Source organism: Leifsonia psychrotolerans, from assembly GCF_013410665.1.
GTDB lineage: Bacteria > Actinomycetota > Actinomycetes > Actinomycetales > Microbacteriaceae > Cryobacterium > Cryobacterium psychrotolerans_A.
In genome coordinates, this window is sequence record NZ_JACCFM010000001.1 from 2,885,795 (window position 1) to 2,904,849 (window position 19,055).

The 19,055-nt window shown below is 65.8% G+C and carries 14 protein-coding genes and 1 pseudogene; 8 read left to right on the plus strand and 7 right to left on the minus strand.

The features are described from left to right. Positions 1-124: 124 nt before the first annotated feature. The 5 genes and pseudogenes from HNR05_RS13175 (at position 125) to HNR05_RS13195 (ending at position 5,572) form a co-directional block, all read left to right on the plus strand. Positions 125-697 (plus strand): copper chaperone PCu(A)C, encoded by a 573-nt coding sequence (locus HNR05_RS13175; RefSeq protein WP_179579562.1) that lies wholly within the window; start codon positions 125-127, stop codon positions 695-697. Beyond that, positions 697-1,983, plus strand: coding sequence for a Dyp-type peroxidase (locus HNR05_RS13180; RefSeq protein WP_179579563.1), 1,287 nt, complete (start codon positions 697-699; stop codon positions 1,981-1,983). The genes HNR05_RS13175 and HNR05_RS13180 overlap by 1 nt, the downstream gene beginning before the upstream one ends. 88 nt (positions 1,984-2,071) lie before the next feature. Further along, positions 2,072-2,812, plus strand: coding sequence for a FadR/GntR family transcriptional regulator (locus HNR05_RS13185; protein ID WP_179579564.1), 741 nt, complete (start codon positions 2,072-2,074; stop codon positions 2,810-2,812). Beyond that, positions 2,806-4,038, plus strand: a pseudogene (locus tag HNR05_RS13190) (alpha-hydroxy acid oxidase); the annotation flags it as partial. The gene HNR05_RS13185 and the pseudogene HNR05_RS13190, both read left to right, overlap by 7 nt. A gap of 478 nt (positions 4,039-4,516) precedes the next feature. Then, entirely contained in the window at positions 4,517-5,572 is a 1,056-nt protein-coding gene (locus HNR05_RS13195; RefSeq protein ID WP_179579566.1) for a formylglycine-generating enzyme family protein, read from the plus strand. Positions 5,573-5,598: 26 nt separating this feature from the next. Here HNR05_RS13195 and ddaH read toward each other — a convergent pair whose 3' ends face one another. Beyond that, on the minus strand, positions 5,599-6,444 hold the full coding sequence (gene ddaH / locus HNR05_RS13200) for a dimethylargininase (protein WP_179579567.1): 846 nt from the start codon (positions 6,442-6,444) through the stop codon (positions 5,599-5,601). Between the two features lie 222 nt (positions 6,445-6,666). On the opposite strand from ddaH, the gene HNR05_RS13205 reads away from it, so the two are divergent. Continuing rightward, positions 6,667-7,104 (plus strand): Lrp/AsnC family transcriptional regulator, encoded by a 438-nt coding sequence (locus tag HNR05_RS13205; RefSeq protein ID WP_179579568.1) that lies wholly within the window; start codon positions 6,667-6,669, stop codon positions 7,102-7,104. Between the two features lie 22 nt (positions 7,105-7,126). Here HNR05_RS13205 and HNR05_RS13210 read toward each other — a convergent pair whose 3' ends face one another. Beyond that, positions 7,127-7,900, minus strand: coding sequence for an ABC transporter permease (locus tag HNR05_RS13210; protein ID WP_179579569.1), 774 nt, complete (start codon positions 7,898-7,900; stop codon positions 7,127-7,129). A 141-nt stretch (positions 7,901-8,041) separates the two neighbouring features. Here HNR05_RS13210 and HNR05_RS13215 point away from each other — a divergent pair, with 141 nt between their 5' ends. Further along, positions 8,042-8,890 carry a dienelactone hydrolase family protein gene (locus tag HNR05_RS13215; protein WP_179579570.1) on the plus strand — a complete coding sequence of 283 codons (849 nt, stop codon included), beginning with the start codon at positions 8,042-8,044 and terminating at the stop codon, positions 8,888-8,890. Positions 8,891-9,212: 322 nt separating this feature from the next. Here the strand turns inward: HNR05_RS13215 and HNR05_RS13220 are convergent, their stop codons facing one another. Continuing rightward, the gene (locus tag HNR05_RS13220) at positions 9,213-10,157 is read right to left on the minus strand and encodes an MIP/aquaporin family protein (protein WP_179579571.1); all 945 of its coding nucleotides are present in this window, start codon (positions 10,155-10,157) and stop codon (positions 9,213-9,215) included. A 235-nt stretch (positions 10,158-10,392) separates the two neighbouring features. Then, positions 10,393-14,037, minus strand: coding sequence for a proline dehydrogenase family protein (locus HNR05_RS13225; protein WP_179579572.1), 3,645 nt, complete (start codon positions 14,035-14,037; stop codon positions 10,393-10,395). A gap of 187 nt (positions 14,038-14,224) precedes the next feature. On the opposite strand from HNR05_RS13225, the gene HNR05_RS13230 reads away from it, so the two are divergent. Next, positions 14,225-15,187, plus strand: coding sequence for a LysR substrate-binding domain-containing protein (locus HNR05_RS13230; RefSeq protein WP_179579573.1), 963 nt, complete (start codon positions 14,225-14,227; stop codon positions 15,185-15,187). Here HNR05_RS13230 and mtnK read toward each other — a convergent pair. From mtnK to HNR05_RS13245, 3 genes are read right to left on the minus strand one after another with little or no spacing between them, the layout of a single operon-like run. Beyond that, positions 15,184-16,395, minus strand: a complete 1,212-nt coding sequence (mtnK, locus tag HNR05_RS13235; protein WP_179579574.1) for an S-methyl-5-thioribose kinase — start codon at positions 16,393-16,395, stop codon at positions 15,184-15,186. The genes HNR05_RS13230 and mtnK overlap by 4 nt on opposite strands. Beyond that, positions 16,395-17,411 (minus strand): ABC transporter permease subunit, encoded by a 1,017-nt coding sequence (locus HNR05_RS13240; protein WP_218868895.1) that lies wholly within the window; start codon positions 17,409-17,411, stop codon positions 16,395-16,397. Before HNR05_RS13240 ends, mtnK begins: the two co-directional genes overlap by 1 nt. A 57-nt stretch (positions 17,412-17,468) precedes the next feature. After that, on the minus strand, positions 17,469-19,004 hold the full coding sequence (locus HNR05_RS13245) for a sugar ABC transporter ATP-binding protein (RefSeq protein WP_179579575.1): 1,536 nt from the start codon (positions 19,002-19,004) through the stop codon (positions 17,469-17,471). Positions 19,005-19,055 lie beyond the last annotated feature (51 nt).

Here is a 19,055-nt window from a genome sequence, read left to right on the forward strand (position 1 = left end):
CGACCGACACCGGCGGCACTCCACCCAACACCCTCCGCAGCACCAGCACCAGCACCAGCACCAGCACCAGCACCATCACCATCACCACCACATCTCCGTGAATTCATCGAAAGGGATTCCTCTTATGCGCACACGCACCACGCCACTCGTCACACTCGTCGCCGCCGCAACACTGGTTCTGACCGGATGCGGCGGCGCCGTCGAACCAACCGCATCCGCCCCCGCATCCGCTCACTCCGCGGCGACGGCCAGCGATCTCATCACCCTGGACAACGCCTGGGTGAAGGCCGCCGAAACGGGAATGACCGCGGGGTTCGGTGAGCTGAAGAACTCGGGGACGACCGATATCACCCTGGTCGCAGTCACAACCGCCGCTGCGGCGAGGGCCGAGCTGCACGAAACAGTGAACAACGAGTCCGGCGAGATGATGATGCGAGAGAAGGACGGCGGATTCACCGTTCCGGCCGGGGGAAGCCTGCTTCTCGAGCCAGGAGCGAACCACATCATGCTCATGGCCCTGACTCAGCCGATCACGGCGGGTGACGATGTTCGGTTCACCCTCACCTTCTCGGACGACTCGACACTCACCGTCACTCTTCCGGCGAAGGACTATTCGGGCGCGAACGAAAACTACGACGACGCGACGACCCCGCACTCCGACATCGAGTCGGACGAGCACGCGGGACACACCAAGTAATGGCGAACGACCAGGACGCATCGCCTGGTCGCGGCGGGCTGTCCCGGCGACGCCTCCTCCTCGGAGGAGCCGTCGCCGGTGTCGGCGCCGTCACGGCCATCGCCGCCGATCTCGCACTGCGCCCACCCGCGCCGTCCGCGTCCGGCGGGGTGGCGACTGAGCCCGCCGCTGAGTCCGCCGCGGCCACGTCGGATTCCGGCAGCGCTGCGTCCGAGTCGCTTCACGGCGGCAACACGGTGCCGTTTTACGGGCGTCACCAGGCGGGAATCGCGACCGAACCCCAGGCTCACGTCACCTATGTCAGCTTGACTCTGCTCGATCACGTCGACCGCGCCGCCCTCACACGCCTGATGCGCCTGCTCACCGATGATGCCGCCCGCCTGACCCAGGGCAGGCCGGCGCTGGCCGATTCCGAACCGGAGCTCGGCACCGCGCCGGCACGATTGACGGTGACATTCGGGTTCGGCCCGGGATTCATCGCCCGCGCAGGCGGAGTGGCTCCGGACTGGCTCGGGCCCCTGCCGCCCTTCGGCATCGACCGGCTCGACCCGGCGTGGGCCGAAGGCGACCTGCTGATCCAGGTCGCCTCCGATGATGCTCTGACCCGTGCCCACGCCATTCGGATGCTGCTCAAAGACACCCGCACTTTCGCATCCGTCGGCTGGACCCAAGCAGGGTTCAGGCGCGCACGGGGCACGGAGCAATCGGGCACGACCATGCGCAACCTGTTCGGCCAGGTCGACGGCACCGTGAATCTCACCCCCGGCACCGACGATTTCGACGAACTGGTCTGGTGCCCCGACGGCTGGCTGGCCGGCGGTACCAGTCTGGTTCTGCGGCGCATCCAGATGAACCTTGACACCTGGGATCGTCTCGACCGCGGCGGCCGCGAGCAGTCCGTCGGCCGATTCTTGTCGAATGGGGCTCCGCTGACGGGCAGCGGGGAACATGACGAGCCCGACTTCACCGCCACCACACCGATCGGTTTCCCGGTCATCCCCGAGTTCTCGCACCTCGCTCGGGCCCGGTCAGAGAATGCGAAGGAGCGCATCTTTCGGCGCGGGTATAACTACGACGAGACACCCCTCGGAGGGTCAGTCTCGAATTCGGGGCTGCTTTTCGCCTCGTTCCAGGCCGATGTCACGGCTCAGTTCGTGCCCATTCAACGGCGGCTCGACGAGCTTGACCTCCTCAACGAGTGGACGACGCCGATCGGCTCCTCCGTTTTCGCCGTTCCGCCCGGATGCGCAGAGGGAGGTTTCGTCGGCGAGACGCTGCTCGGGTAGGCGCCCCGGTCGCTTCCCCCGCCCGCCCGTGCCGCTGTGCTATCGTGTGGTCCGACCACACATGCTCGCCCGCACCAGAGAGGATCCCATGCCCGCCGAACCACGCGCCTGGGAGCTCGTCCTGCGGCACATCGAGCGTGAGATGCTCGATGGTGCATTGCAGCCCGGCGACCACCTACCCCCCGAACGCACTCTGGCCATCGAACTCGGTGTGGGCCGTTCCAGCGTGCGTGAGGCCGTGCGCGTACTCGAGGGGTTCGGGCTCATTCGCACCCAAACCGGCTCGGGCCCCCGCGCCGGCGCGATCATCATCGCCACCCCTCAGGGCGGCATGTCGGCCCTGATGCGTCTGCAGGTCGCGGCCCAGGGCTTCGCGGTGACCGACATCGTCAAGACGCGATTGCTTCTCGAGACCCAGATCGTGCGCGGTCTGGCGGATGCCGTCGCGCCGGCCGCCCTCGACGCCGCACGCCTGCTGCTGGTCGCGATGGATGACCCCGCGCTCAGCCCTGCCGGGTTCCTCGCTCTCGACGCCCAGTTCCATGTGGCACTGGCGGAGGCCTCGGGCAATCAGGTCGTCACGGCGATCATGGCGGGCCTGCGAGATTCGGTCGAGAGCTACGCTCTGGCGGGCCTTCCCGCGCTGCCCGATTGGCGTGCCACGGCGGCGCGACTGCGCAGCGAGCACCACCACATCGTCGACGCAATCGATGCCCGAGATGCCGCGAGCGCCGGCATCCGGATTCATGACCACATCTCCGGCTACTACGCCGAAACCCATCTCACCGGGCGGTTGCCCGACCAATTGAAGGAGTCCCGCCCGTGGTGAAACGCCAGTTCCCCAACCCGCTCGAGCTCGCCGAGCTGATGAAGTTCAAGACGCCGACGATGAACCCGACCGACCGTCGACTTGAGAAGGCGCTGACCATCGCCGACCTGCGCTCCATCGCCAAGCGTCGCACGCCGAAGGCGCCGTTTGACTACACGGAGGGCTCGGCCGAGGGTGAAATCTCGCTGGCCCGTGCCCGCCAGGCGTTCCAGGACGTCGAGTTTCACCCGGCAATCCTGCGCAACGTGCCCGTCGTCGACACGAGCTGTGAGGTCTTGGGCGGTCCGAGTGCGATGCCATTCGGTATCGCACCGACGGGCTTCACCCGCATGATGCAGACCGAAGGCGAGACCGCGGGGGCCGGCGCGGCTGGCGCGGCGGGCATCCCCTTCACGCTCTCGACGCTCGGCACCACGTCGATCGAAGACGTGAAAGCCGCGAACCCCTCAGGCCGTAACTGGTTCCAGCTCTACGTCATGAAGGACCGCGAAGTCTCGTACAACCTCGTCCGCCGCGCCGCCGCCGCGGGCTTCGACACGCTGTTCTTCACGGTCGACACCCCGGTCGCCGGGGCCCGCCACCGCGACAAGCGCAACGGATTCTCGATTCCGCCGCAGCTGACCCCGGGCACCGTGATCAATGCACTGCCCCGTCCGGCCTGGTGGATCAACTTCCTCACGACACCGAAACTCGAGTTCGCCTCGCTCTCGTCGACGGGCGGCACCGTGGGTGAACTGCTCAACGACGCCATGGACCCGACGATCTCGTTTGACGACCTGGCGACGATCCGGTCGATGTGGCCGGGCAAGCTCGTCGTCAAGGGCGTGCAGACCGTCGAAGACGCGAAGCTTCTGGCCGACCTCGGCGTGGACGGCATCGTGCTCTCGAACCATGGTGGACGCCAACTCGACCGCGCCCCGATCCCCTTCCACCTGCTGCCCGCCGTTGCTCGCGAGGTCGGGAACGATCTCGAGGTGCAGATCGACACCGGCATCATGAACGGCGCCGACATCGTCGCATCCGTCGCGCTCGGCGCCGACTTCACGCTCATCGGTCGCGCCTACCTCTACGGCCTGATGGCCGGCGGGCGCCGCGGCGTCGACAAGACCATCGAGATTCTGCGCACCGAAATCGAGCGCACCATGAAGCTGCTCGAAGTCGCCTCCCTCGACGAGCTCAGCCCGAAGCACGTCACGCAGCTCGCCACCATGATGCCGATCGCTCGCCCGCTGACGGATGCCGCGGCTGCGGTTCCCGAAAAGAAGGCGCCGGTGCGAAAGCCGGTCGCCGCCCAGGCGACCACGGCTCCGGCACCGGCACCGAAGGCAGCCGCACCCGCGAAGAAAGCCACCACGCCCAAGGCCCCGGCCGCGCAGACAGCTGCCAGCGCTGCGCCGACGACCACGACCGCCGCCAAGAAGGCCCCGGCCACCAAACCCGCCGCCAAGAAGGCCCCGGCCACCACACCCGCCGCCAAGAAGGCCCCGGCCGCCACACCCGTCGCCAAGTAGCCGCCACACCTCTGCCCCGGTGCGGTCAGATCGTCGCCACGCATTCCGCAGACCGACGAGCTGGCCGCACCGGGGCATCAGCCAACCGCCGAACGAATCGTGCGTACCATTCAGTGATGGCGCTGGACCGACGCCGAAGGCCCGCGCGCGCATCCGTCCCTCTATTCCCGTCATCGAAGCCGGAGTTGACCCCATGACCGAATCGACCAGGCCGCCGAGAGACCCGCAGGATGGCGACGGATGCGCATGCCAGCCACCTCGCCACTCGGAACCGAGCGAGACGACCGCGGCAGTGGAGCCTGCCGACGGCCCCGTCGTGGCGAGACGACCGCAGATTTCCGGCGATGCGGCTGCCGTCGACACGGGCGTATCACGACCGCAGACGCATGCGATTGAGCAATGCGCCGTTCCGGCCCAAACGTTCCAGATGGGCGACCCCTTCGGCGACGGCAAACCGGGCGACGGTGAGCATTTCGTGCACGACGTCACGCTTCGCGAGTTCACCATCGACGCGACCGCGGTGACCAACGCCGACTTCGCCGCCTTTGTCGACGCAACCGGGTATCGCACCGAGGCGGAACGCTACGAGTTCTCTGCGGTATTTCATCTGTCGATTGCCGCCCCGCGCACTGATGTACTCGAACCAGTGCGAGGCACGCCCTGGTGGCACGGCGTACGTGGAGCGGACTGGCGGCATCCGGGAGGGCGGCTCTCTGACCTCGACGGGCTGAACGACCACCCCGTCGTGCACGTGTCTTGGAATGACGCCATGGCCTACTGCCGATGGGCCAGCCGCCGACTCCCGACCGAGGCGGAGTGGGAGTGCGCCGCGCGCGGAGGGGCGCACGGCCAACGCTTCCCCTGGGGCAATGAGCTCCTGAGCGGCCTGGGCCGCTGGCAATGCAACATCTGGCAGGGTGACTTTCCCCGGCACAATACGCTGGCCGATGGATGGCTCACCACAGCGCCCGCACGCAGCTTTCGCCCCAACGGTTACGGACTCTGGCAAGCCGTCGGCAACGTCTGGGAATGGTGCTCCGACTGGTTCAGCGCCGAGGCCTACCTCTCCCACGACCCTCTCAACCCGCGGGGGCCCGCCCGCGGCACCGGCCGAGTGCTGCGCGGCGGCTCATTCCTCTGCCACGACTCCTACTGCAATCGCTACCGCAGCGCGGCCCGCTCTTCGAACACCGCAGACTCCTCAATGTCGAACAGCGGATTTCGCACCGTGGCGCTCCCCGCCGACTGAAAGCGTCGTGATGGGATCTCGCCGTGCTAGCGGCGCAGTTCCAACGTGCAGCACTTCACGCCGCCACCGCCGAGCAGCAGCTCCGACAGATCGACTCCGATCGGGTTGTAGCCGCGGGCGCGCAGCTCGCGCTCGAAGTCCTTCGCACGCGAGGCGATGACCACGTTGTAACCGTCAGAGAAGGAGTTGAGGCCGAGGATTGCAGCGTCGGCTTCGGTGGCGATCACGGCATCCGGAAAACGATCGCGCAGAATCATGAGGCTCGGCTCGTCGAACGCACTCGGCAGGTAGGCGATGTTGGTGTCGTCGAGCACCGCGAGCGCGGTGTCGAGGTGATAGAAGCTGGGGTTGATCAGGGTGAGAGTGATCACCTGGCGCCCGAAAATCGACGCAATCTCTTCATGACTGTTCGAGGCGGTGCGAAAGCCGGTGCCGGCCAGAATCACGCCGTCGACGAGCAGAAAATCGCCCTCGCCCTCGTTGACCTCGACCGGCTCGCGCACATCAAAACCGGCCTGGCCGAACCAGTCCATGTAGGCCGGACCCTCCGGCTGACGTTGCGGGAAGGTGAACTTTGCGCCATACGCGATGCCGTCGATGACGAAGCCGCCATTCGCGGCATAGACCATGTCGGGCAGTCCGTCGATCGGGTCGATCAGGCGCACGTCGAAGCCGAGCCCCACGTAGGTGTCATACAGCGTTTCCCACTGCTTCACGGCGAGGCTGGTATCGGTCGGCAGCGAGGGGTCCATGTAGGGGTTGATTCGGTAGACCACCGTGAAATACTCTGGCTTGCACATGAGCACAGTGCGGGTGACGGGCGTGCGCTGCGGAACAGCCATCGCGGCAGATTCGTTGAGGGCGGTTGACATGGGAACTCCTTCATCGTGGTTCTGCCCGGCGGATGCCGTCGGTACAGTCCCGAGGGATGGCGGACCAGGTCGCTCACGAGAGCCCGTCGCAGAATATGAATCTCACGCGACGAGACGCCAAGTTCAGTTTGGCACGACACGATTCAACACTTCATGCTGAATTGCGCAAATATTCTGCGCACCTTCCCCCCTTGGCGCAATTATCTACCGTAGACTCGGGCAATGGACAACCTCGACCGCGGCATTCTTGACCTTCTCCGCCAGAATGCGCGTGCCGGATACGGCGACATCGGCTCGGTCGTCGGCCTGTCGGCGTCAGCGGTAAAGCGCCGCGTCGACCGCCTGGTCTCCGACGGTGTGATCCGTGGCTTCACGATTCAGGTCGACCCGGCCGTCGACGGCATGGCCACCGAGGCCTACGTCGAGTTGTTCTGCCGCGGCACCGTGGCGCCCGACGAATTGCTGCGCATCCTCTCGAGTGTGCCCGAGGTCGTCGACGCCGGCACCGTCACGGGCAGCGCTGACGCGATGGTGCATATCCGGGCTCGCGACATTCCGAGCCTCGAGGACGCCCTCGAGCGAGTCCGCCAGGCACCCAATGTCGACCACACTCGAAGCGCCATCGTTCTGTCACGCCTGATTCACCGCTCTGGAGCGTAACCCAGACCGGCGCACGCCACGGTCAGGTCGCGATCACGGCCGGTTTCTGCAGCGCGGGCGCCAGCAGGTGGATCAGGGCGACGGCCGCGACCGACCCGGCGCACAGGATGCCGGCGAGCACGACGACTTGAAACCGTCCCGCTTCCAGCGGTGAGGCCCCACCGAAAATCGCGCCGACGAACGCGCCGGGAAGCGTGACCAGCCCGGTGGTCTTGGTCTGATCCGTTGACGGGATCATGGCGAAATGGATGGCGCGCCGGGCCAGGTCTCGCGTCGCTTGACGCGGCCGCGCGCCAAGCGCCAGCCAGCCCTCGACCTCATCCCAATGCTCCCCGACCGCCTCATTGAACCGGCGACCGGCGATCGTGGCGATCGACATGGCGTTGCCGATGATGATGCCGCCATAGGCCAGCACGTAACGGGGCGAAAATTCGATCGACCCCGTCGCGAACACAATCACCAGGGCAAGAAGCACCCCGGCACCCATCGCCGCGGCCATGCCTGCGAGGCGGCCCCACGACATGCCGATTCGACGGGTGGCGGTTGTCACCGCCGCACAGAACATCACCACCAATCCCACGCCCACCCAGAGTGGGCTCGAAATAATTCCGCCCAGGATGAGGCTGATCGCCGCCAGCTGGAGGATTCCACGCAGCAGTGCCCACGCCGGCGCATACGGTCGGGGGGTACGGTAGCCCCGCAACACCACGACGACGACGAGAATCAGCAGGGTCAGGCCGAGCAGAGTGGGCAGCAGCCCCGCGAGCTGGGACTGCGTGCCGGACGGGAGGATCATGAGATGAGACTACCGAGAGCGGGGCATACCCACCGCACGGATGCGACCAATCAACACCACCCCTCGCCAGGCCACTCGATTCGCTGTCACACTGGGCTCCTCGGCCCCACCGCAGGTTTCAGAACACCGAACAGGACAGCCATGACCGACAGTGCAGATCCAACCAACGCCTCCGCGGCCGACACCCCACCGCGATCAGATCTCGCCGGCTGGAGCCGCGCCCCATTCTCGGCCGTCGGACTCAGCTACGACTGCTTTGAGAAAGGGAGCGGACCCGGCGTGGTCCTGATCCCTGAGATCCCGGGCATCACCCCCGAGGTTCTCGCGCTGGCCGATCATCTCGTCAGCAGTGGTTTCACCGTTGTCGTGCCGTCCCTGTTCGGCACCCCCGGCGGGCCCAGCAACGGTGCCGCTATCGCCCGAGTGATCGGGCGACTCTGCGTCGCAGCGGAATTCCGTGCCTTCGCCCTGGATGCCCGGCGCCCGATCACCGCCTACCTCCGGGCCGTTGCGGCCGATCTGGCCTCCCGCACGCCAGGTCCCGGCGTCGGCGTCATCGGCATGTGTTTCACCGGAGGGTTCGCTCTGGCCACCGCAGTGGATGATGTCGTTCTGGCTCCTGTTCTCAGCCAGCCGGCGGTGCCCTTTCCAGTCGGGCGCGCCCGACAGATCGACCCGGGACTCAGCACAGCCGAGCTGGATCGGATCGCAGCCCGCACCACGAGCGACAATCTCTGTGTTCTCGGCCTGCGCTTCAGCGAGGATTCCAGTTCGCCGCGCGGTCGATTCGACACTCTCTCGGCACGCCTCGGCGATGCATTTGAGGTCATCGAACTCGATTCCTCCGCGGGCAATAGTGCGGGTTTCCCGAAGACCGCGCACTCGGTGCTCACCACCGAGATGCGCGAGACGCCCGGTCACCCGACGCTCGCCGCCCGCCAGCGGGTGGTCGAGTTTCTCACGGAACGCCTCAGCGAACCCCACCGCTGATCGAGCTCCCACCGCTGATCGAGCTCCCACCGCCGATCGAGCTCCCACCGCTGATCGAGCTCCCACCGCTGATCGAGCTCCCACCGCTGATCGAGCTCGTCGAGATCCCGCGACCCAGCCTCGAACCCGGGAACCAGGGTCTCGACACGCTCGACCAACGGGTCGTCGATCGACCCCAGCCTCGAAACCCGGGAACCAGGGTCTCGACACGCTCGACCAACGAAACCAGCGCCCCCACCGCTGATCGAGCCTGTCGAGATCCCGCCTCGACACGGGCTCGCCCGCCTCGATCACCGAGACGGGCGCGCTTCCAGCCTGACGCTCAGTCCAGGTCAGCGTCCTCGCGAGTACGACCGACCGGCTCCAGCTTCGTTCCGCGCGCGTGCAGGATGTCGCCGATGAACCAGTCATAGAGCAACACGCCGATGATCCCACCGATGAGGGGCCCGACGATTGGAACCCAGAAATACCAACTGAATGCCCCGGTGACGGTTCCCGGCATTGCCACATCACCCCAACCGGCGGCCCACGCGAAGAGACGCGGTCCGAGGTCACGGGCCGGGTTGATCGCGTATCCGGCGTTTGCGCCATAGGACATGCCGATGGCGGCGATGGCGAGGCCGATCACGAGGGGGCCGAGGTTCGCCTTTACCGCGGTGTTGCGCATGTCGATGATCGCGACGATGAAGATCAGCAGGAACGCGGTGCCCACGATCTGGTCGATCAGGGGGCCGACCATGTTGCCCTCGAAATACTTGGCGGGGAAGGTCGCGAAGATCGAGAACGTCGTGAGGCCTCCGGCCGCATCACGCGCGACACCGACCGCCTTGTTATACGCGTCGATTGCGTTGTAGTAAACGAGGTAGACCAGTGCGGCACCCACGAATGCGCCCAGAACCTGCGCGAGCATATACGGCCCGACCTTTTTCCAGGCGAACTTGCGTCGTAGCGCAAATGCCAGGGTGACAGCGGGGTTCAGGTGAGCCCCACTCACGCCACCGGCGATGTAGATGGCGAGCATCACGGCGAACGCCCAACCCCAGGTGATCAGCAGCCAGTCACCGGCCGCATCGAAGATCGTTGTCGCGCTGGATGTACGGCCTGACCCGGGCAATGCCGCAACCGCCATTGCCACGACACCATCACCGAAGGCGATGATCACAAACGTGCCGAGGAATTCCGCGAGGCATTCCCCCCACGTTCCACCGAGTCTTTTCAGACCGCTTCCGTTTCGAACCGCGTTTCGCAATGGCGTAATGTCGCTCATCAGGGCGCCTCCTTGGGGGAATTGACCTCTGGGCCACAGAAGATGCGGAAGCACCGCTGCGATGCAGAGGCTAGCTGAACCAGAAGCTACGCCCGCGCCTGACGTTTCACAATCCCCTGAGCGCGCCCGCGCACGGAATGCGACGTCAGGAGCGCCTGCCGCCGGCGGGTTCAGACCGCCGACGGCCTGCGGACGGCGCAGTTCGCGCCCGCTCGATCAGGTCACGCGGACTGAATCAGATCACACCATCCGACAGCGTGCTCGGGTTTCCGAATCGGTGCGCGGTGATCGAAATGGCCTGCTCGCGGAGGAACGGCAGCACCTCTACCCGACCGGCCTGGGTGACAGGGTGGGAGTACACCGCAATGTCGGGGCTACCCCCGAGAGCCGCAAGCAGAGCGGATGCGCCGGCCTCGGCCCCCGCGAAACGGTCACCGCCGATCAGCCGCACACGGCTCGTCGTGATCTGGCCGCTCGCGGCGCGCTGCAGCCACTCCGCATCGCTCTCGACGGTCACCGGGATCTCGCTCGCGTCGAGCAGGTCACGTACCGCCGGCGGGATCGGAATCGCACTCGATACGACGAACCGTGAGCCAGACAGCGTCGCCGCCGCGATCACGCGCAGCAGGTGTCCAAGAGTGCCGTCTTCGCCGAGCCGTACCGTGACCGGGAGCGGCAGATAACGGAACAGGTTGCGCTCGAGGCCGACAGCCGAGGCATCCTTCACCGTATTGAACTCCTCACGCCAGGCGATGGCGTCACTGAGGGCCGAGCGACGCAGAATGTCGAAGTCGCCGTAGTCGAGCGAACTCTGCGACGCCTCGATCAGGTGGGTCACACGCTGCTCAAGACCGCGCAGGTGCAGGGTTGAACTGTTCTTGCCGGGATCGGTGACCCAGCTGCCGAGACCATAGAGGTAGTTCGGTCCGCCCGCCTTCGTGCCGGCTCCCACCGAGGAACGCTTCCAGCCACCGAACGGCTGGCGCTCGACGATCGCCCCCGTGATTCCACGGTTCACATAGAGGTTTCCGGCCTCAACCGTCGCAAGCCACTCGGTCAACTCGTCGGCGTCGAGCGACTGCAGACCGGCCGTGAGGCCGTAGTCGACGGCATTCTGGAAGCGAATCGCCTCCTCCAGCGTGCGTGCACGCATAATCCCGAGCACGGGTCCGAAGAATTCGGTGAGGTGAAAATATGAGCCGGGGGCCACCCCGGTGCGGATGCCGGGCGACCACAGCGTGCCGCTGTCGTCGAGCTGCTTCGGCTCGACCAACCACTGCTCGCCGATGCCGAGCGTGGTCAGGGCGTGCAACAGTTTTCCGTTGGCAGGCTCGATGATCGGGCCCATCTGGGTGGCGGGGTCGGCCGGGTAGCCGACCTGCATCGAGGTTGCGGCATCCACCAGCTGTCGGGTGAATCGCTCGGATCTACCCACTGAACCGACGAGAATCACCAGGCTGGCCGCCGAGCACTTCTGGCCCGCGTGCCCGAACGCGCTCTTGATGACGTCGGCTGCGGCGAGGTCGAGGTCGGCGCTTGGCGTGACGATGATGGCGTTCTTCCCGCTCGTCTCGGCGAGGAGGGGCAGGTCGCTGCGGAACGAACGAAACAACTGCGCGGTCTCGTAGCCACCGGTCAGGATGACTCGCTCGACGGCGGGGTGCGAGATCAGCTGGGTGCCGAGGTCGCGGTTGCCCAGGTCGACGAGCGCGAGGACCTCACGCGGCACTCCGGCCTCCCAGAGCGCCTCGACCATGATCGCGCCGGAACGCTGGGCCAGTTTGGCGGGCTTGATGATGACGCCGGCGCCCGCGGCAAGCGCCGAGAGCACCGACCCGGCCGGAATGGCGACGGGGAAGTTCCACGGCGGGGTGACGACGATGAGCTTGGACGGCACGAAGATGGCACCCTGCACGGCGTCGAGGTCCTTGGCCCGTTCGGCGTAATAGTGTGCGAAGTCGATCGCCTCGCTGATCTCGGGGTCCGACTCAGCGATGGTCTTACCGGTCTCGGAGGCCATCACTTCGATCAAGCGACCACGGTTCGCGGCGAGAGCCTGCCCGGCGCGGTGCAGCACGGCGGCGCGCTCGGCACCGGTCTTCTGTCCCCAGGCGGTGCCGGCCGCCACGACGGTGTCGATGATCCGGTCCAGCGCCTCGGGCTCCTCGACTCGGGCGGCCGCGATCACATCGCAACCGAGCGTGCTGACGTCGACCCGGGCCAGGATGCTCCGCCCCCAGGCGCGGTTGGCGGGAAGAGACGGGTCGGTGTCGGGTTCGTTGCTGAATGCCGACCCGCCGCGCGGCACGATCCCGCTCGATCCGCGGGTGAGGCCGAGCACTGCGGCGGTGAGCTGCGGGTCGGCGGAGTCGGCGGCGGATCGGGTGAAGGAGGCTGCGGCATCCGCTTCCGAATCCGTTCCCGCACCGGGGTTGGCCGCGACGCGGTTGGTTTTCGCTTGCTCGGCCTGCTCGGCCCGGTTCTGACCGCGGTTCGGTCCGGGCACGGTGAGCGGGTCGGCGTCGAGTACGGCCAACGAGGCCAGGAAGCGTTCCTTCTCACGTTCGAACAGCTCCGGTGAGCTGGTCAGTTCGAACACGGCCGACATGAAGTTCTCTGAGCTGGCGTTCTCTTCGAGGCGGCGGATCAGGTAGCTGATCGCCACGTCGAATTCGGCCGGGTTGACCACCGGCGTGTAGAGCAGCAGGCGTCCGACATCGCGACTCACGGCCTCGGCCTGGGCCGCGGCCATGCCGAGCAGCATCTCAAACTCCACCCGATCGGCGACACCGCGGCGCTCGGAGAGCAGATGTGCGTAGGCCACATCGAAGAGGTTGTGTCCGGCGACCCCGAGGGCAACGGCATCCGTGTTTTCGGGGGTCATCGCCCAGTTGAGCACACGCTTGTAGTTGGTATCGCTGTCTTGCTTGGTCGAATAGGTGGCGAGCGGCCAGCCGTGCACCGCGGAATCGACGTGTTCCATGGCCAGGTTGGCACCCTTGACGATGCGCACCTTGATAGGGGCTCCCCCGGCTGCACGGCGCTTCTTCGCCCAGGCGGTCAGGCCCTGCAGCGCGCCAAGCGCGTCGGGCAGGTACGCCTGCAGCACGATTCCGGCCTCGAGGGTGGTCAGGTCCGGCTGATCGAGGATGCCCTCGAACACCGCGATGGTGAGGTCGAGGTCGCGGTACTCCTCCATGTCGAGGTTGATGAACTTGGGCGTCGGCGAGGCTGCGGCCAGACGGAACAGCGGGGTCAGGCGTTCGATCACACGCGCGACGGCTTCGTCGAACGACCACATCGAAAGCTGGCTGGCGATGGCCGACACCTTGATTGACACGTAGTCGACATCGTCTCGAGCCAGCAGCTCGCGTGTGCCCTCGAGGCGTCGCAGCGCCTCTTTCTCACCCAGCACGGCTTCGCCGAGCAGGTTGATGTTGAGACGGTTTCCGGATGCGCGCAGTTGGGCGATCGCCGGGCCGAGCTTGGCGGGCGTCGCGTCGACGACCAGGTGACCGACCATCTGGCGCAGCACGGCGCGTGCCGCCGGAATCACGACCCACGGCAGCACGGGGCCGAGCACTCCGCCGGCACCGATGGCCCCTCGCATGTAGGTGGGGAGGAATCCCGGCGCCTTCTTCGCCACGCGCTGCAGGTTGTACCCGGCGACCATGACGTCTTCCGGGCGCATCACGCCGTCAACGAACCCCACGGTGAAATCGAGTCCGTTCGGGTCTTTCAGTACCCCGGCCAGGCGCTCGGCCGACACGTCGACTGGAATCTCGGTGCTCGTGGCCAGCCATTTTTTGACGAGGGCGACGACCTCATTCGCGAGGTCCATCTCGGGCTCGTGGCTGGTTGGAACTGCGGAATTGGTCATGGTCACGAGGGTAGTCTTCCGTTCGCTGTGTCTGCTGCGCCGGGCCGACGAAACTGCTCGTGGAGGGGGCTCAGGGTATGAAATCAGTTCCAGTGTGCCCGCCTGCTCCGTGAAGTAAAAGCGAATCTTTCTGATGGATATTCATTAGAATTACTGATGATTTCATCGACCGAGACCGAGGGACAGCATGCTGGATCTGAGACGATTGCGGCTCCTGCGTGAGCTGAAGATTCGAGGCACGCTCGCCGGAGTGGCTGAGGCGCTTGCCTACAGTCCATCCGCGGTCTCCCAGCAGCTCGCTCTGCTCGAGAAGGAGGCCGGCGCAGTGCTGCTGCAGAAGGTGGGCCGGCGGGTGCAGCTCACCCCGCAGGCCGAAATTCTTGTGGAACACACCGGCCACCTGCTCGAGCGTCTTGAGCGTGCCGAAGCCGAGATGACGGCATCCCTCACCACGGTCTCGGGAACCGTGCGCGTCGCCGTCTTCCAGTCCGCAGCCCACGCCGTGATCCCGCGCGCGCTCACGATTCTGGGCCACAGCTACCCCCACTTGCGCGTGGAGATCACCGAACGCGAGCCGGAGGTGGGGCTCTTCGAGGTGTCGGCCCGCGACTTCGACCTGGTGATCGCCGAGCAGTACCCCGGCCACACCCGCCCACACCGCGCCGATCTCGACCGGATGCCGCTGGCCACCGACGCGTTGCGCTTAGCCGTTCCGCTGTTCACCTCGGCCGGGTCGATCCACTCACTCGCCGATGCGGAAACCCTTCCCTGGGTGATGGAACCGGCCGACACCGCGGCACGGCAGTGGGCGACGCAGCTCTGTCGCTCGGCGGGTTTCGAACCGGATGTGCGCTTCGAGACGGCCGACCTGATGGCGCATATTCGCCTGATCGAATCCGGCAACGCGGTGGGCATCCTGCCCGATCTGGTCTGGTCGGGTGGTTCGCCCAGCGTGAATCTCGTGGAGCTGCCCGGTCGCCCGGAACGCACGGTCTTCACCGCGACGCGGCGATCCAGTGCCGATCGGCCGAGCGTGCGCGCGGTGCGGGTCGCGCTGGAGAGCGCCGTCGCTGCTGCGGCAGTCCCGCACCTCACCGAGCCCCGGTCCGACGCACAGAGGCCCGCACGCACCTCCCCCGGGTGCGGTTAGACGGTCACCGACTGCAGCGCCGCAGCGAACTGCTCACGATGCTCATCGAAGGTCCGGGTCGAGCGGTCAACCAACCAGGATCGCCCGATCGTGAACATCAGCTCGACGCCACGCTCGTATTCATCGTCGTCAAGGGTTTCGATGTCACTGACTTTCGCCAAGCCGATCACCCGACGAACCGCCTCACATCCGGCGAAACCCCACGAATCATCGAGGATGTCGACGAGCCACGAGTCGAGGAACGCGTCGGAATATTGCTCTGGTTTAGTGCGCAGGGGCCAGGCCGCACGAAGCTCGTCGACAAATGCCTCCCAGACGACTTCGATTTCGTCCAGCAGGGACAGCGCGCGCTCCGTCTCGCCCCGCACACTGGCACGCACCGCAGCGGCCAGGATGTTTCCCCAGAGCAGGCCCAGGTCGAAGCCGATCGGTCCGTAGAACGCAAACTCCGAGTCAAACGCTTTCACCGAGAAGTTCGGCTCGCCGACTTCCCCGCGAACAAACATGCTGCCCGAGTGCAGATCGCCGTGCACCAGCGCCTCCTGCACCGTCAGAAATCGGCGCTTCATGCGCATCGCCGCGGACACCCAGCTCGCATCCTGCTGCAGCGCCGCGACACGGGCTTCGGCCAGGGGGCGCACACTATTGCGTGCGCTGCCCAGGTACGGCTCGGTGAAAATGAGTTCCTCGCTGATGCGACACAGCTCGGTATTGACCGTTTCGCTGGCTTGCAACCGGAACGCCTCTTCGCCGAGTGCGATCCACGACGTACCCACCAACACCCGCGCGACCAGTCGGCCCATGGGCTCACACGTTCCGGCGTGGGATCCGCCGTGGTTCAACCGGGTGCGCAGCACCTCATGATCGGTCAAATCCTCCAGTGCGAGCACGTGCTGCTCCTCGTTGAACTCGAGCAGCGCGCACACCCATTCCGGCGCCAGTGCGCCGTGCACAGCGAGCGAGTGAGCCTCCCGGGCCGCGCGATCCTCGGTCATCGGCCACTCGGGCCCAACCAACCGCACGTACGGCAGCGACTGCTTCAGAACGATCGCCTTTCCCGCGCCATCCCGGCAGATGAAGACCAGATTCAGATTGCCGTCGCCCACCTCGTCGACGGTCAATTCCGTGACGTCCACGAGATCACGCAGAACCGGCCGGCCGGCAATGTACTGCGCGACAGTGTCAGTGGTCAGCATGGATCCGCTCATTATTTAACTCTTTTCCGTGACAACGAGAATGACAGCACCAGCGAGAGCAACAATACGAGACCCTTGATCAGGTCCTGCGTGAAGTAGCTGAGCCCGAGGCGGGTCAGGCCGTAGAGCAGCACCCCGATGAAGACGGCGCCCACAGCCGTGCCCAGTGCGTTCGGCTTGCGAGCACCGAGAACAGCGAAGCCGATCAAGGTCATGGCGACGGCGTCGAGCAGCACGGAGTCACCGGCCGTCACATCACCCTGACGCAACCGCGAGGCCAGGATGATTCCGGCGATGGATGCCAGCAGGCCAGAGATCGCGTAGGCCGCAAAGCGGTAGCGGTTGACTCGGGCGCCGGCCAGTCGCGCGGCGACCGGGTTTCCGCCCACCGCATAGAACACGCGACCGAAGCGCGTGCGCTCCAAGAAGATCCAGACCACGAGGGCAACCACGATGAGCACGATGACCGAGATCGGCACGCCGAACAGCTTCGACCCATCGATCGCGCTGAAGTCAGCAGTGAACTTGCCCGGCATCTTCTCGCCGTTCGGCAGCGTCATGCCCGTCGTGAGGGTCTGCCCGTCGACCAACCATTTCTTCAGTCCCTGAATCGTGAACATCACGCCGAGCGTGGCGAGCAGATCGGGAATCCTGAGCACCACGATCAAGAAGGCATTCAAGCAGCCGACCGCGAGCCCGGCGAGCAAGCAGAAGATGATCGCGGTCACGCCGGTGAGGTTGAACCGAATCATCACCATTGCCGCAACCGTCACCGACAGCCCCGCGGTCGCTCCGACAGACAGATCCAGATCGCCCACGACGGCAGCCATGGTCATTCCGAGTGCGGCGATCGCGGCCACGGCCTGCGCTTGCAAGATTGCGGATGCCGTGGTCAGACTGGCAAAACCTGGAATGACGAAGGAAAAACCGATGATCAGAATGAGTGCCATCGCGAGCACGCCGTAGCGCACGAGAAAATCTGTGAAGACGTGAAATGTGCGCGGTGCGCGCACCAGGGTGGCGGTCACAGAGTCCTGCTTTCTTGATTTTTCTGTGGAGAGAGGGGGGGCATGCTCACCCGTCGGCTATGACGAGGAGACAGCATGTCGAGCATGGGTGCTGGTGCTCATCGCCTCGACGATCCGGGCGCGAGTCGCCTCGGACAGCCGCATGTCGGCGACGACAGAACCAGCGTGGAAGACGAGAATACGATCGGCAACTTCGAGCGCCTCATCGATATCCGATGTGGCGACAAGTACCGGGGCCAGAGCGGTCACCTCACGGATCGTCTCAGCGATGTCATGCCGAGCGTTGATGTCAACGCCACGGAACGGCTCATCGAGTAACAACAACTTCGGATCCTCCAGCAGCCACCGCCCGATAACGACCTTCTGCTGGTTGCCCCCCGAGAGAGTCTCGATCTCTTTGGTCGGGCCGGAGGTCACAATGCCAATGCGATCGATCATCTGCTGGGCTGCCTCACGCTCCGCGGCGCGGTCCATAACGACCACTGGCGAGAAGCGGGTGAGAAAGGGAAGCGTCATGATGGTGTCGATCGACCACTCCGGCACAATCGACTGTTCGTGACGCGATTCGGGAACGAGATAGACACCGCGCGCGATCGCATCCGCCGGATGCCGGGCCGCGAGTTCTGTGCCATTCAGCGCGATCGTGCCGCCGGCGATTGTGTGGGCCCCGAAGATCCATTCCAGCAACTCTGATTTTCCGCTGCCCAAGAGGCCAAGCAGCGCAGTGACCTCACCCGTGCGCAAGTCGAGGTCGAAGGGGTCGGAATCGGCGAAGACCTGAGCCCCCGAGAGACGAAGCGCGACATCGCCGCCGGGCAGTTCTTCGTGCGAGAGTTCCGAGGGCGTCTTGTCGAAGAGCTCGGTGAGCACCGCCGACCATTCGAAACGTCCGTCGGCGTCCCTCGAGAATTCGCCACGCATTTCACCGTCCCGCAGCACGCCCACCCGGTCGGCCAACTCGGCGATCTCGGCGAGTTTGTGCGTCACGAACAACACCGACATGCCCTCGCCCACCAGGTCACGTACGAGGGCGAACAGGCGCGAGACTTCCTCGCCGGACAGGGCCGACGTGGGTTCGTCGAGAACCAAGATTTTCGGCCGCCGCGAGAGCGCCCGAGCGATCACGAGCAGCTGCCGTTCGGACACGCCCAGGTCACGCACCGGTGTGCGCAAAAACGCCGGGGTCACGTCCAACCCCAGCCGACCGGCGATCTCACCGGCCCGGGCCTCCGTCTTCGCGCGGTTGACGAAGAGTCCCTCGCGAGCGTCGACGAAGGTGTCGAGGGCTAGGTTCTCGGCGACGGTCATGTCAAGCACAACGCCGTCGTTGGGATTCTGTTGAACCGTTCCGATGCCGTGGCGTTGAGCCGACAAGGGGTCGTGAATGTCGACCACCGCTCCGTTCAGTTCGATCTGCCCCCCGTCCGCGCGGTGGGCACCCGACAAGACCCGGATCAGTGTCGACTTGCCGGCACCGTTGGCCCCCATCAACGAGTAGATCTCGCCCTTTTCAACGGCAAAGCCCACCCCGCGCAGCACGCGGTTCGGGCCGAAGTCTTTGACGATATCCGCCAGTTTCAGTGCATATTCCATGACGCTCGCGTCCTGTTACAGAAAGTGATGTGACGAGGTGAGGCGGTCGCG

Coding starts and splice junctions, on each gene's coding strand:
- ddaH (WP_179579567.1), bottom strand. CDS start 6,444: ATGTCAACCGCCCTCAACGAATCTGCCGCGATGGCTGTTCCGCAGCGC.
- HNR05_RS13220 (WP_179579571.1), bottom strand. CDS start 10,157: ATGAGCGACATTACGCCATTGCGAAACGCGGTTCGAAACGGAAGCGGT.
- HNR05_RS13230 (WP_179579573.1), top strand. CDS start 14,225: ATGCTGGATCTGAGACGATTGCGGCTCCTGCGTGAGCTGAAGATTCGA.
- HNR05_RS13185 (WP_179579564.1), top strand. CDS start 2,072: ATGCCCGCCGAACCACGCGCCTGGGAGCTCGTCCTGCGGCACATCGAG.
- HNR05_RS13180 (WP_179579563.1), top strand. CDS start 697: ATGGCGAACGACCAGGACGCATCGCCTGGTCGCGGCGGGCTGTCCCGG.
- HNR05_RS13205 (WP_179579568.1), top strand. CDS start 6,667: ATGGACAACCTCGACCGCGGCATTCTTGACCTTCTCCGCCAGAATGCG.
- HNR05_RS13195 (WP_179579566.1), top strand. CDS start 4,517: ATGACCGAATCGACCAGGCCGCCGAGAGACCCGCAGGATGGCGACGGA.
- HNR05_RS13215 (WP_179579570.1), top strand. CDS start 8,042: ATGACCGACAGTGCAGATCCAACCAACGCCTCCGCGGCCGACACCCCA.
- HNR05_RS13225 (WP_179579572.1), bottom strand. CDS start 14,037: ATGACCAATTCCGCAGTTCCAACCAGCCACGAGCCCGAGATGGACCTC.
- HNR05_RS13210 (WP_179579569.1), bottom strand. CDS start 7,900: ATGATCCTCCCGTCCGGCACGCAGTCCCAGCTCGCGGGGCTGCTGCCC.
- mtnK (WP_179579574.1), bottom strand. CDS start 16,395: ATGAGCGGATCCATGCTGACCACTGACACTGTCGCGCAGTACATTGCC.
- HNR05_RS13245 (WP_179579575.1), bottom strand. CDS start 19,004: ATGGAATATGCACTGAAACTGGCGGATATCGTCAAAGACTTCGGCCCG.
- HNR05_RS13175 (WP_179579562.1), top strand. CDS start 125: ATGCGCACACGCACCACGCCACTCGTCACACTCGTCGCCGCCGCAACA.